Origin of the sequence: Enterococcus sp. AZ188, from assembly GCF_050544075.1 — a bacterium.
Classification (GTDB): domain Bacteria; phylum Bacillota; class Bacilli; order Lactobacillales; family Enterococcaceae; genus Enterococcus_D; species Enterococcus_D entomosocium.
Map to the genome: position 1 here is coordinate 899246 of NZ_CP172943.1, position 14112 is coordinate 913357.

At 41.7% G+C, this 14112-nt stretch carries 15 protein-coding genes; all 15 read left to right on the forward strand.

What is annotated here, in order from left to right; genetic code table 11:
* Window positions 1-98: 98 nt before the first annotated feature.
* The 15 genes from IGI86_RS04125 (at window position 99) to IGI86_RS04195 (ending at window position 14112) form a co-directional block, all read left to right on the forward strand.
* Entirely contained in the window at window positions 99-1136 is a 1038-nt protein-coding gene (locus tag IGI86_RS04125) for an NADH:flavin oxidoreductase/NADH oxidase (protein WP_430617758.1), read from the forward strand.
* 213 nt (window positions 1137-1349) lie between these two features.
* Entirely contained in the window at window positions 1350-2294 is a 945-nt protein-coding gene (locus IGI86_RS04130) for a tocopherol cyclase family protein (RefSeq protein ID WP_430617759.1), read from the forward strand.
* 78 nt (window positions 2295-2372) lie between these two features.
* A complete protein-coding gene (locus tag IGI86_RS04135) occupies window positions 2373-4352 on the forward strand; it encodes a prolyl oligopeptidase family serine peptidase (protein WP_430617760.1) in 1980 nt (659 codons plus the stop codon).
* A gap of 298 nt (window positions 4353-4650) precedes the next feature.
* Window positions 4651-4803: a 50S ribosomal protein L33 gene (gene rpmG, locus IGI86_RS04140; protein WP_005225339.1), complete on the forward strand. Its 153-nt coding sequence runs from the start codon at window positions 4651-4653 to the stop codon at window positions 4801-4803.
* 16 nt (window positions 4804-4819) lie between these two features.
* Window positions 4820-5089 (forward strand): 30S ribosomal protein S14, encoded by a 270-nt coding sequence (gene rpsN, locus IGI86_RS04145; protein ID WP_005237326.1) that lies wholly within the window; start codon window positions 4820-4822, stop codon window positions 5087-5089.
* 15 nt (window positions 5090-5104) lie between these two features.
* On the forward strand, window positions 5105-5239 hold the full coding sequence (locus IGI86_RS04150) for a putative metal homeostasis protein (protein WP_005237325.1): 135 nt from the start codon (window positions 5105-5107) through the stop codon (window positions 5237-5239).
* A 29-nt stretch (window positions 5240-5268) separates the two neighbouring features.
* Window positions 5269-5439 (forward strand): 50S ribosomal protein L32, encoded by a 171-nt coding sequence (gene rpmF / locus IGI86_RS04155; protein ID WP_005237324.1) that lies wholly within the window; start codon window positions 5269-5271, stop codon window positions 5437-5439.
* 37 nt (window positions 5440-5476) lie between these two features.
* Window positions 5477-5872: a hypothetical protein gene (locus tag IGI86_RS04160; protein ID WP_086332112.1), complete on the forward strand. Its 396-nt coding sequence runs from the start codon at window positions 5477-5479 to the stop codon at window positions 5870-5872.
* A gap of 25 nt (window positions 5873-5897) precedes the next feature.
* Window positions 5898-6305 (forward strand): NusG domain II-containing protein, encoded by a 408-nt coding sequence (locus IGI86_RS04165; RefSeq protein ID WP_005237322.1) that lies wholly within the window; start codon window positions 5898-5900, stop codon window positions 6303-6305.
* Window positions 6306-6465: 160 nt separating this feature from the next.
* Window positions 6466-6657 carry a hypothetical protein gene (locus IGI86_RS04170; RefSeq protein WP_005237321.1) on the forward strand — a complete coding sequence of 64 codons (192 nt, stop codon included), beginning with the start codon at window positions 6466-6468 and terminating at the stop codon, window positions 6655-6657.
* Between the two features lie 105 nt (window positions 6658-6762).
* Entirely contained in the window at window positions 6763-6930 is a 168-nt protein-coding gene (locus IGI86_RS04175; protein WP_005237320.1) for a hypothetical protein, read from the forward strand.
* Between the two features lie 738 nt (window positions 6931-7668).
* The gene (locus tag IGI86_RS04180; RefSeq protein ID WP_005237319.1) at window positions 7669-9195 is read left to right on the forward strand and encodes an ABC transporter substrate-binding protein; all 1527 of its coding nucleotides are present in this window, start codon (window positions 7669-7671) and stop codon (window positions 9193-9195) included.
* 89 nt (window positions 9196-9284) lie between these two features.
* Window positions 9285-12296, forward strand: a complete 3012-nt coding sequence (locus IGI86_RS04185) for an extracellular solute-binding protein (protein ID WP_430617761.1) — start codon at window positions 9285-9287, stop codon at window positions 12294-12296.
* Window positions 12280-13215 (forward strand): carbohydrate ABC transporter permease, encoded by a 936-nt coding sequence (locus tag IGI86_RS04190; RefSeq protein WP_430617762.1) that lies wholly within the window; start codon window positions 12280-12282, stop codon window positions 13213-13215. Before IGI86_RS04185 ends, IGI86_RS04190 begins: the two co-directional genes overlap by 17 nt.
* Before the next feature lie 27 nt (window positions 13216-13242).
* Window positions 13243-14112, forward strand: a complete 870-nt coding sequence (locus tag IGI86_RS04195) for a carbohydrate ABC transporter permease (RefSeq protein ID WP_005237316.1) — start codon at window positions 13243-13245, stop codon at window positions 14110-14112.

The window sequence follows — 14112 nt, forward strand, 5'->3', positions numbered from 1 at the left end:
AAATGAGAAAAAGGGTCATTGCTTGTGTTTTTGAAGGGGCTGTTTATACTGAATATAGAGAAAAATACAAAGCGAAAAATCGTTGAGGGAGTGTCAACATGTCCAAACTATTGTCACCAGTGAAGCTAGCGAATTTAACATTGGCCAACCGCGTCGTTATGTCGCCGATGTGTATGTATGAAGTAAAAAAAGAAGACGGTGTTGCGGAGCCCTTTCATTTTGTTCACTATGGGGCACGAGCATTAAGCAAAGCCGGATTGATCATTATCGAAGCAACTGCCGTTGAACCAGACGGACGAATCACAAACAATGATCTAGGGTTATGGAATGAAGAACAGCAAACAGAACTGACGAAATTGGTGGAACTGCTGCATGGGTTCGATGCGCAAGTAGGCATCCAACTAAGCCATGCAGGACGAAAAGCAGTTGATGCCACCAATCCTTTGGCACCAAGTGCCGTTGCCTTTAACGAACGCTACCCGTTACCGTCAGAAATGACCCTGTCGGAAATCAAACGGGTGCAAGATAGTTTTGTTCAGGCTGCCCAACGAGCAGCCAAAGCGGGTGTCACGATGATCGAACTTCATGGGGCTCATGGCTACTTGATGGATCAATTTCTTTCCCCTCTCGTCAATCAACGCACCGACCTGTATGGTGGTTCCTTAGAGAATAGGTATCGCTTTGTAAAAGAAACGGTACAAGCAGTTCGGGCGGTCTTTTCTGGGGCATTGTGGATGCGCTTGTCACTGACAGACTATGAAGAACCAGGACGCCAAAATTCGTTGGAAGATTGGCAGCAAGTAGCCCAATGGCTTCAAGCAGATGGCATTGATTGTCTTGACTGCTCCACAGGCGGTGTGGTGGATAAAAAGCCTAATATTCCGATCTATGATGGCTACCAAGTGCCCTTTGCTGCAGCCATCAAGCAAGTGGTCGATATTCCCGTAGCAGCAGTCGGTTTATTGGATAATCCTGATCTTTGCGAATATCTTTTGCAAACCAATCAAGTGGATTTGGTTTTACAAGGGCGCGCATTGATCAGAAATGCCAACTGGTTGGCAGATGCAGCGGCTAAACTTCACGATAAGTCCTTTCAAGCGTACAATGATTCCTATCAACGTGGGGTGAAACGTTGATATATTTGATAAAAACATCTCCTAGAAGAAAATTCTTCTTAGGAGATTTTTTTATTCTGCTAGAATATTTTCAAACGAGTGATGAAAGAGCAATAAGCAAAGCCAGAAACAAGTGTCTTGCTTGTTTCTGGCTTTTTTTACATAGAAAAAGCATTATCCTGAGGAATCTTTCTGCTTCATGCTACACTAAAAAAGAAACGGAGGGAAATCAAGATGTTGACAACAGATCAGTTCTTTCACGGCCACGACAAGCAGACCGCTTTTTTTGAAGGCTGGTACCATAAACACCAAATCGGTGAAGAAGTCTATGCTTTTATTCCTGGTTTTTCGATTCAAAAAGACGGGACCAAAGAAGTATTCATTCAAGTGATCAATCATGAGGGTGCGCATTACTTTTCCTTTCCAGAAACTGACTTTCAAGTGTCAGAAGAGGAGCGTAAAGTAACGATTGGTGACAATATCTTTAGTGAAGCAGGCATCCAAGTCTCTTTAAAAAATAACGAACTTCAAGTACAAGGGTCAGTAAAGTATAACGACCACAAACCGATTCAGCGGACACGTTATGCGCCGAGTATCATGGGTCCTTTTTCGTATCTGTCATTTATGGAGTGTTATCACGGGGTCTTGAGCATGAGTCATACCTTAGAAGGTACGCTGCAGTGGAACGACGAAGCAATCGATTTTACGAACGGGATCGGTTATTTGGAAAAAGATTGGGGAACCTCCTTTCCAGCAGCTTATATTTGGGTTCAATGCAACAGCTTTGATGCGCCAGATGTTCGGTTCTTTTTCTCCGCAGCCGACATTCCCTTTGCTGGTTTTGCTTTTTTGGGAACGATTTGTGTTCTGCAAGTCGGGAGCCAAGAATATCGTTTTGCTACTTATCATAGTGCAAAGATTCATGATGTCAAACGCACGGAAGACCGTTTAGTGATCCATCTCAAACAAAAACAATGGTCCTTAACGATCGAAGTTTTGACGAAAGAAGGGCATTCTTTGAGGGCACCTTCTATTGGGCAAATGAATCGGATCATTCGCGAAAGTGCCAGTACGGAAATCACCTTGACCCTTTTAGAAAATGGGCAGGAGATCTTAAGGCAGACAGGGATGTCGGCTGGTTTTGAAGAAGTAGCGAATTTGCGAGGATTTCACTATTAAAAAAAGCAGAAAAATTCGTTTCTTTTGATATACTAGTAGGTAGTTACTACGAAAACACGTATATTTGGAGGGAAATGGATGAAAAAAATAACGAATGAGACACTGTTTGAACTGAAAACGATTGCGCAGCCTGCAGTGGGGCAAAATCAGGTTTTTTACTTGGAAACGATAGTCAACCCAGAGACCAACACGTATGATTCAGCGATTTTTAGTATTGACGCAAAGACCAATGAACGGCGTGAGTGGGGAACAGAAGCGACGACCCACAACAGTCTAAAGGTCTCGCCAGATGAGCAATGGCTCAGTTTTGTGACGACCGATCCAAAGAAAGGTGAAAGTACGTTATGGACGATGGCGGTGTCCGGCGGCAAGCCCCAAGCACTTGTCACTGAAAAAGGTCTGGGCGACTATTTTTGGAAGCAAGACGCAACGGCTATCTATTACCAGCTGGCACAAGAGGAGACGGTTTCAGAGAATCAAGACGACAAAGAAAAGACGGACAAGCAAAAGGAATTTCCACAAGTAAAAGCTACTACGAAAGTCAATTATTTGGCGGATGGCGTCGGCTTTTTAAAAGAAAAAAAACATTCGATCATCAAAAAAACGATCGCGACACAAGAAACGGAACTGATTTTTGAGCATAAGTATCCCTTTGTGTTCTCTGGCTTAGCGGATGATCAAGAGACTTTGTTTTTCACTTTTGACAAAGAGGAAGAAGACGAGTGGGATTATGGCTCGAAGGTTTGTCTCCTAAATAGTCAGACGAAAAAGACAGAAAGTTTAGAAAACATTCTGCCAGAAGGAACGTATACTTTTGCTGCAGCGCACAATGATCAGCTATTACTATTAGGCAATGATCTTTCCTATGGTTTTGTGACCTTGGATGATTTGTTTTTGGTCGACTTAAAAACAAAAGCGGTCAAAAATCTTTCCCAAGATCTTGACATCGCTTTTGGCAATGCGATCATCAGTGATTTTCAACAAAAAAATCGCGGCGTAGCGATCACCTGGTTGACGGATGACACATTCCTTGTACCCGTAACGGAGCATGGCAAGCTACAATTGTACCGCGCCTCGATCCAAGGAGAATGGACCAAACTGCTTGATGAAAAAATGGATATCCTTGATGCGGCGATCTATTCGGAAGCCAAACTTGCTGTTGCTTATGCGACGCCATCGATCCCTAGTCGCTTAGGCTTGATTGACTTAACAAGTGGCGAAGTAACTGATCTATATGATCCCAACCAAGCAATTATGTCACAGTTAGCGATCAGTAAACCCGAAGCGTTTTGGTACGAAGGAGCAGATGGTTGGCAAATTCAAGGCTGGTATTTGCCCCCGACCGAAACACAAGAAAGTCATCCAGCAATTTTGTACATCCATGGCGGTCCGCAAGTCTGCTACGGCGAAACATTTTTCCACGAGATGCAAGTCCATGCCGCTAACGGCTATGGGGTCATCTTGTTGAACCCTCGTGGCGGGCAAGGGTACGGTCAGGCGTTTGTCAAATCGATTTTAGGTGATTATGGCAATAAAGATTATCAAGACTTGCTGTTGGGGGTTGATGCCGTGGTGGCAAACCATCCAGAAATCGATACGAACACGATCCATGTAGCTGGTGGCAGCTATGGTGGCTTTATGACCAACTGGATCGTTGGTCATACCGATCGTTTTTGTGCGGCAGTTACGCAACGCTCGATCTCAAATTGGATCAGCTTTTATGGGACGAGCGACATTGGACCTGCCTTTGTCAAGTTCCAATTGTTGCGGGAACTTGATGAGACCGAAGGACTTTGGAAGATGTCGCCTTTGGCCTATGCCAGCCAAGTCAAGACACCTACGCTAGTACTCCATGGGGAAAATGATTTGCGATGTCCGCAAGAACAAGGACAGCAGTTTTACATGGCGTTGCAGCGTAAAGGCGTCGATACGAAGCTGATGCTGTTTCCTCAATCCTCTCATGGTTTATCACGCAATGGCTTGCCGAACTTGCGGATAGAACGCTTGCAAGCGATCAGTGAATGGCTTGCATCACATGAGAACAAATCAGTAAATTAATCGAAAGAAATCACCTGATAAAGGATCACGACGTGGGCTGCTTGAAAAGCCCGACCAGTGATTCCTTAAAGATCAGGTGGTTTTTTTGCGCGATCAAAAGCTACAGGTTCCTGTTACCTTGCCGCCAATGACAGCAACGATTGAAAACAAATTCATATGACGTTTTCTTCACGTGTTAAATAACAAAAAGAAGAAATAGTTTTGCTTGCTTCCTATGTTTGAGTGTGATATGATACAAAACGTAATCGTTACACTTTAACCTTTTTTGGTGTGACGCAAGAGAAAGGAGCTGGTTATTATGAGAAACAATATTATTTTGGCATGTGTGGAGACAGGGGAAAGACTTTATTTGACTAATAAGAACCAGCGCAATACGCCGGAACGTTTAGAATTAAAAAAATATTCACCAAAGTTGCGGCGCAGAGCGATTTTTCGTGAAATCAAGAAATAGGAAGGACAATAACTGAATGGCAAAAAAATCAAAAATGGCAAAATACAACAAGCAAGTACAACTGATCGAACAATACCGAGCAGTGCGTCAAGAATTAAAAGCGCAAGGAGATACCCAAGCATTGGCCAAACTACCGAAGGATTCGAATCCGACTCGTTTGAAGAAACGGGATATGATCGATGGTCGTCCTCGGGGCTACATGAATAAATTCGGCATGTCACGGATCAATTTCCGTAAGCATGCACACCTCGGAGAAATTCCCGGCGTTACAAAAGCAAGCTGGTAACAGAAAGGAGTCAACATGGAAAAAACGGACTTGTCTAGTGCGTATCGACGTTTAAAGAGCCCGAACATCAAAACAAGGAAACGCGCATTAAAAATCATTCATGAATTTAAACGAAACAAACGAAAAAATGCATTGCAGCTGCGTGCATAATGAAAAAGTGACAGAAAGTTGGAAATGACATGGCAGTACCTGCAAGAAAAACATCAAAAGCAAAAAAGAATAAGCGTCGGACCCACCATGGCGTCAAATCCCCAGCGATTTCGTTTGATGGGACAACAGGAACCTTCAAGCGCAGCCACCATGTATCTTTAGCAGAATACAAAGCACAGCACCCAATCGAAAAGAATTAACGCCGTCTTATGACGCCGTCCAGAAAGCAGGGGGAAAATGGAGATCATCTATCCGTCATTGATTGAAGAAGCCTATCGTCACAGTAAAAAATTTCATCCAGAGATCACCAAAGAGGCCATCTATCGCCATTTTTACGAAGCTGGTTTAATCAAAGAAAATGGCGATCCAACGGAAAAAGCCTTGTCAGAAGGGGTCGTTAAAGATTATACTGAGGACTGGGATCTTACCTTTGAAGAATTTTTGATGATCTACCCCGTGTTTCGTTCCTTTGACCCAAAGCATTTCAAGAAGATCGATCATTTTTGGGAAATGGATTTGGCTTTGCAAGAACAAATTCTTGACCAATGGGAGCAAGAAACCTTCACAGAGGAAGAGATCATTGATCTAACTGCTTTTTTCGAAGAGCGATTACCTTCTAAAAAGGAACAGTGAATGAACAGTGAAAGGCGTACATGTGATGAAAAAGACGATCCAGCCATTTTTAAAACTATTAAAGCCCTATGATTATCTATTGTTTGTTCTATTAGTTGTTGGCTCTTTTTTACCGCTTTTTCTATTTGAAGCGCAAGCCCAAAGTGATACTGGGGATCGTTATGCGATCGTGCGAATCAATGGGGAAGAAGTTGACCGTTTCAACTTGGAAGAAATCGATGCGATGGAAAAAACGTATTATCCAGCAGAAGGTCAGTACAATATCGTCGAGATCAAAGATGGTGCGATCCGAGTGCGTGAAGACAATAGCCCGGACCAAATTGCTGTCAAAACCAGCTGGATCTATCGCAATGGACAGACGAGCATTTGCCTGCCTCATAAGCTAGTGATCGAGATCAAGCAAGCTGGTGCTTCTGACTATTTAATTTATTAATCGAACTTCGTGGTAGTTGGAAACTACACTATTTTGTGTTGGTGGGAAATCGTTGGATTTTCTACTGACACTTTTTTATTGAAAATAGAAAATAAGTGCGTCTAACTGGAGACAATCTGTCTATCAAACTCAGTCTCATTTGATAAGAAACGAGGAGCATATGAAAAAGATAAGTTTCTGCAAACATCCTTCAAACCAAAGCTATGTCAATAATGCTGTATTGCCAGAAATGGGGAACGGTGAAGGGGAGAAGAAAGGATCGTTCCGTTTGTTCAACAAATTTTCTTCTAAACCTAGAAAAACAGTTCAGCATTACGAAGCATTGGTTGCGTCTAAATCGCTTGTCCAATAAAGAGGAACGAAAACCCTAAAAATCCTTTTTTATGAAGGGCTATAAGTTGAAGATTTTTTTTATTTGCGATAGGCTATTAGTAAAGCATTCGGGAGATGAAAACACATGAAATTTAAATTGAATCTAAAAGAAAAAGTAACGGAAGTTGCAGAGCATGTCTATGATGTGGTGAAAAAGGAAGATTATGCGATTCGTGTGGCTCCAAAAGGAATCAAAGTAACGAAACAGCGCAAGACGAAAGACACGATCAAATGGCGTTCAAAGAATCATTAATATTGTTTTCAACAATAACAAATTTTTAATGAGTAGAAGAAAATGAGAAAAAAGCATGATGCAAGCATCAATGCTTTTTTTGTTGCCTGAAATAGAAAACCAACAAGCAGCAGGAGTTAAATGGTTTGATTAATTAATCGTTCAGGTCGTCTATAGAATGTTATGTTATATTATTATTAATCGGTTTTTTTCGATTTCATTAAAATCGTCTTAAAAAAGTATTTTTGTAATTGTTTAAGACTCTTTTAGACGAAAATATTCTGATATGTTAAACGAAATAGGTGGGTTATTTATACAAATTATAAGTTTTATATTGAGTATCTGTTATCATATGGTACTATTGATTTATATCTTAAGCGCTTTCATAGGTTAGAGAGGCTTTTCTATCGTCAGTTGTGGGCTAAAAGAAGAGCCAAAAGTCCTTGCTTCATCCTCGCTTGGGTAGATTATTTATCAAAAGAAAGAGGATGACAGGTAATCACATACTTCGGCATCCTGATAAACAGAAGAATCAGGAGAAAAAGGCAATAACGTCCTAATCTCTATCGTTTAAGAGCGTGCATTGCAAAGCTAGAAGTAGATTGGAAGCAAATGAAGCAAGTAGTGAATAATAGTTAAACGTTTACGTATTGCTTACGTAAACGTTTAACTAAAAGTGATTTTTTAAGTCCTTAAGGAAAGTACCTCCATTTCCATAAGAAAAATAAAAGACAAAAATATAAATGAGGAGTGTTTTGTATGAAAAAAAGCAAAATAGTAAGGTCGGTCTGTTTGTTCTCAAGTTTATTCCTTTTAGGAGCTTGTAGTAATTCCAATGATCCAGATACCACAGAATCTGGAAACCATGTTACATCTGATGAAGAAGGGGATTTGGCATGGCAAGAAGAGGAGATTGATCTGGTTTTTGCCAGCCGCTATTATGGGGAAGAAAATAGCGAAAATCCAATGTGGTTAAATATTGAGAAATTTATGGAGAAGTATCCAAATATCAACGTTATTCGCGATGCGCAATTTGCCAATGGCGAGAATGGAAACTTTGAACAATTGGAAATGCTGAATGCTCGTGCGCAAGACAATGACTTACCAGACATTTACTTTTCGCCGATGTCTGCTGAAGTTTATGATCGTGAGTTTACGCTTGATTTAACACCTTATTTAGAAGCAGATGATGAAGCGCAATGGATCTCTGATAATGCGATGGAGTTTTTACGTACCCATGATGGTGAAGAAATCTATGGCTTGGCTTGGCAGTCTGTTTCCCAATATGTATTAGTGAATACACGTCTTTTGAGAGAAAATAATCTCTCGATTCCAGATTATAACTGGAGTTATGAAGAGTATGAAGAGCTTCGAAGTGAAATTGCAGTTTTGACAGCCAATAGCCCGATCTTTCCCGGCGTTGTTGGGTTTGGGGAAATAGGACCTAATTATTTTGATGATATTCCCAATGGGTGGAAAGGGTTCAATATTGAAACAGAACGATGGGATTTAGCTAGTGCGACAAACTTTGGCGAGTACTATGAGCGATTTGCCCGTGAAGCGATCGAAGGATTGCATTTTTATGATCTCAGTGAAGAAGAACGAGTTGCAAAAGTCGGCAACTTGAGTTGGGCATTTGGTGATGGCTTGCAAGTCTTAGAAAGTGGTTGGTTGTGGGCATTAAGCGGCGATGTCTCTGAATTGATTGAAACACGAGACATGGAGATCGATATTTATCCAATGCCAACTGCTCCTCGTGGCGAAACATACATTCCTGGTTACTATGATACTTTTAGTATCTCTAGTCAGTTAGAAGATGATCCGGTGAAGGCTCAGGCGGCGTTTGAGCTGTTGAAGTGGCTAACTTATGGCGAGGAAGGCTTACTTTCAAGATGGGCCTTGATCGATGAATACTCAGGTCTTCCAGAAGATGCACCATTACGAGCTGAGGATCGTTTGATGGACTTCATTCAAGGATGGCCAATTACGACTAATCCAACGGTGTTAGCGAATCATCCATTGGTAAAAGGGTTCGATGAAGAGAGTGGATTAGCTAACTACAATTTCGCCGCTTTTAAAGAAGAAGCCTTCCAGCAACAATTATCTAACCCTGTCGCTTATCCGAGACAAATGCCTGGTTTCTCTAATGTCCAAGGGGATGTTGATCCTTGGGAAATCATGCATCAAATCAAGGATGAAGGAGTTCGCTATAGTGACATCGCTAGCGAATGGGACCGCAGAATCAATGAACAGATCGAAGAATACTTACGACAATACAATCGTTGATCACTTCTATCAGTACCTACCTTGTTATGGTCATTTGAACCATAACAAGGTTTCCTTACATCAAAAAATGAGTGATAGGTTGGGATTCTATGACAAAGAAAAAAAGAAGTATGTTTCAAATAGCCTGGTCAATCGGCATCACAACAGTGATCGTATTGGCATCCGTTCTTTTTTCTAGAAATGATACCGAACAAGAAAAGGAAGTAAGTCGGAGTGATCTAAGGAGTACGGAAGAATTAATGGCTTTTTCCCACGAAGCAGATCATTACTATGCGGTAACGATGGAACGATTACGAGAAGGGCTTGAAATACCTACTGAGGAGTCAGTTAACTTAGCGCAAGAGCGCCTGGGTGGTGAATTGGTGCCTCCTTCTCAGAGTAAGAACTATGAGGGATATGTCACGAATCTTCAAGCTGGAGATAAAATCGAGTTGACCATCAATGCGCCTGTTGGGGGTTTGTATGAGGTTTGGCTGGATTACCGTGTAGAAGAGCAGACATTTTTAAACCCAGAACTGTCCTTCGAAATCAACGATACGACTCAGTTTAATGAGATGAACGCCTTAACGTTGCCCTTGCAATGGCAACAAGCGCACGAGGAATCTGCAATTCAATTTGATCGTTATGGCGATCAGCTTCAGGTGCGATCAGAGCTAGCTGGGGAATGGGACCAACAACCATTGAAAGACCCAAATCATTTCTTTGCTGATCCGTTGAAGTTTGAACTAACAGAAGGTGAGAACACGCTTTCCTTCGAATTGATTGAAGGAGCTATTTTACTAGGAGATATCATTATCAAGAACACGCAACGATCCATCCTTTCCTATGAGGAATATCTTGTCGTGCACGAAGGCGCATCAAAACAAAATGATCAACAATTATTGACGATCGAGACAGAAAATCCTGTGACTAAAAGTCGAAGAAGTATCCGCGGTCAATATCTTCGTAACCCAGCATTAAGTCCCTATGACTATCAAACCCGATTATTGAATGTTTTAGATGGTGCTTCTTTTTCTGAGCCTGGGGACCAAGTGTCGTATGTTTTGACTGTGGAAGAGAGTGGCTTTTACCAAATCACCTTCAAATACTTACAAAACATGAATAACGGAATGCCTGCTAGAAGACGAATCGAGTTAAATGGCGAAGTTCCGTTTGAAGAATTGAGTACTTATTCCTTTGATTATTCAAATAAGTGGATCCATGAAACACTGAGTGATGATGAGGGAAACGCCTTTTTATTTTATTTAGAAGAGGGACAACATACGCTATCGCTTGTCATTGACAGCACGCTTGTTGCAGCACCATACCATGAATTGTTGGCATTACTGGCAAAGATGGATGGCATCGGTGCGGAAGTGGTGCGCTTGACGGGTGGATTGGTTGATCGTCAGAGAGACTGGCGGATCGAAACCTATTTCCCAGAACTCAAAACATCATTAGCAGAGATCCTAGATGGATTGAACGCACAAAGAGAAGTGTTGATCGATTTATTAGGCAATGAAAAATTACCGATTTTGACAGAATTAGCGGTTGCAATCGCTATGGTCGAGAGTTTCTATGAACAGCCGGATACATTGCCTCATTATTTAACCCGTTTTAATCAAGGCTACTCCTCGGCCTACGGAAGGATCCAATCTGTCTTACCAACTTTAATTGCTAGTCCCTTATCAATGGATCGAATTTTTATCCATGATGCGAATGTCGAACTGCCAAGGGAGCGAGTAGGGATTTTTACCACAGCTTTGGAAAGCGTAAAGGCATTTGCTTATACGTTTATCAATCCAAGATATCGTCAAATAAATGAAACTGAGGGAGAAGCAATAGAGGTTTGGGTCAATCAATCGCGTTTAAATTTAGAGATCATTCAGCGACTTGTTGATGAAGAATTTACACCTAAAACGGGCATCCAAGTGAATTTATCCTTGTTGCCTGATGAACAACGAATCATCTTAAACAATGCTGCAGGAAGTGTGCCGGATGCGGCCTTAAGTGTCAGTCATGGGATGCCTTTTGAGTTGGGACTGCGAGGAATCATCGAAGATCTAAGTGAGCTGGAAGGATTTGAGCAGCTTACCGCTGAATACAACCCAAATTCCTTTACGCAATATATCTATGACGAAGGAGTCTATGCGATTCCAGAAACACAGACAGTCAAGTTACTTTATTACCGTAAGGATCTGTTGGAGATGATCGGAGAAGAACCACCGCAAACATGGGAAGAAATGATCAGCATCATTCCATTATTACAAAGATACGATATGAATATTTATATCCCTTTAGGATCCGACAGTTCACATAAAGGATTCGACACGACCACGCCGTTTATTTATCAGTATGGCGGGCGGTTGTTCGATGACACTGGGAGTCAGACGGAGATTCATTTAGGTGGTTCCTATGAAGCGTTTGATTTTATGACCAGTCTTTTTACAGTCTACAACATGCCCTTGACTACTGCGCAATTCTATCAGAGTTTTCGTGATGGGAAAACTCCTATTGGGATCGGCGATGCTAATCTCTATGTGCAATTGAAGCATGCAGCGCCTGAAATTGCCGGTCAGTGGGGGATGATCCCAATTCCTGGGATCGAAAATGACAGTGGAGAGATCGAACGATGGGATCCTACCTATGGTTCTGCGTCGATTATTTTTAGCGATAGTGAGAAAAAAGCAGAAAGCTGGTCTTTCTTACAATGGTGGAACAGCAGCCAAACACAGGCGACGTTCTCCTATGATCTGCAGGCGACTCTGGGACACCAATTTCTCTATTTGCCAGCCAACCTAGAAGGATTCAAAGCAAGTGCTTGGCCGCAAGAATCAAAGCAAGTGATTTTAGAGCAATGGCAATGGATTCAAACAACAGGGAGAGTTCCCGGTGATTATATTGTAGAAAGAGAGCTTAGCAATGCTTGGAACAAAGTAGTTCTCGATGGAGAGAATCCGCGGATCGCCATCGATCATGCGGTCAGGATAATCGACAAAGAGTTGGAAAGAAAATTGAGGGAGTTTGGGTATATCCAAGAAGACGTCTTGGTTCGGCCTTTTAATGTTCCCGTACTAGAAACAATTGAAAGGTGGATACCAAGTCATGATGGGGATAACTAAATCAAATCAAAAGACAGCCAAAAAAGAGTATCGCTGGCTAGATCGTCTGCTGAATTCATCGTTTCTCTTTCTTTCGCCTTATGCGCTATTATTTGGCTTGTTAATTTTATTGCCAGTCATCGTCGCATTTCTTTTGTCCTTTACCTATTTCAATACTGTTCAATTTCCAGAATTCATCGGGTTTCAAAATTACATTGATTTGATTATGGGAGATACGATCTTTTTACAAAATGCGCTGATGAATACGATTTTGTATGGTGTGATTGTTGGGCCTGTCGGCTATATGCTCGCTTTTTTTCTCGCCTGGAATATTTCGCAAGTTACCCATCGAATGCGGACCATTTATACAGTGATCATTTACTCACCTTCGATTACAGGCTCCATCATGATGGGGACAGTTTGGCGGGTTTTATTCAGTGGTGATGAGACCGGCTACTTGAATCATTGGCTCTTAGAGTGGGGCATTGTGCGAGAGCCGATTCAATTTTTACAACAGCCAACGATTTTATTTGTCATTATGATTTTTATCGGGATCTGGAGTAGCATGGGGGTCGGCTTTTTAGCTATGCTAGGCGGGTTATTGAATATCGATCGCTCACTTTATGAAGCAGGAAGTATTGATGGAGTGAAAAATAGATGGCAGGAAGTCTTCTTTATTACCATTCCTTCCATGAAGCCACAAATGCTATTTGGCGCAGTCATGGCCATCGTTGGCACGTTTAACACAGCTGGCTTGGCGGCAGCTTTGAGTGGTGGCAATCCACCACCTCAATATTCCGGCTGGTTGATCGTCGATCATGCCCAAGATTTTGGCTTTACCCGGTATGAGTTAGGCTATGCCTCAGCTGTTACAGTTGTGCTATTACTTCTTGTGATTCTATTTAATCGTGTCAGCTATAAGCTGTTTAGTGAAAACTAAAATTATTATTTAGAGAGTGGTGAAAAGATGTCCAGTCCCGTCAAAGTGAATCCGCAGCGATTTCATAAGGATCAACTAAAAATACATGTACTTTTGGTCTTCGTCTCATTGATCATGGGGTTACCAGTGATCTTTATTGTGAATCATGCATTTAAACCTTTTACCGAGTTATTTGCTTATCCGCCGACTTTTTTTGTTCGACAACCCACATTAGAAAACTTTCAACTACTGACCAATTTTTCCAATCAGTCAGGCATACCAATGAGCCGCTATTTATTCAATAGTTTATTCGTAGCGTTCACGTTGATTGTCTTGACGTTGTTGATCAGTTCCTCTGCTGCCTTTGCATTGTCTAAACTGCATTTTAAAGGTAAGGAGACCTTCAATAAAATCAATACTTTGGCGCTGATGTTCGTTCCGGTTGCGGTGGCGATCCCCCGATTTCTGATCATTGTTCAATTGGGCTTATACAACTCGATTTGGGCACATATTATCCCAATGTTGGCAATGCCTGTCGGCTTGTTTTTATTGAAGCAATTTATCGATCAGATCCCAGATTCTTTGATCGAAGCAGCTAAAATGGATGGAGCAAGCTTCGCCCGAATTTATTGGAGTATTATCATGCCGATGATCAAACCAGCACTGATCACTGTTTCGTTGTTGACGTTTCAGTCCGTATGGGGCAACGTAGAAGCTTCAGCGATTTTTATGGATAGTGAAACTATCCGTACGCTTCCGTTTTATATGTCGACCCTATCTTCGCAAACGGGAAATGTCGTCGCAAGTGCGGGTGTCGAAGCGGTTGGTGGACTGATTATGTTTGTCCCTAATTTATTGTTGTTTATCATTTTACAAAATAAAGTCATGAATTCAATGGCGCATACGGGGATCAAGTGA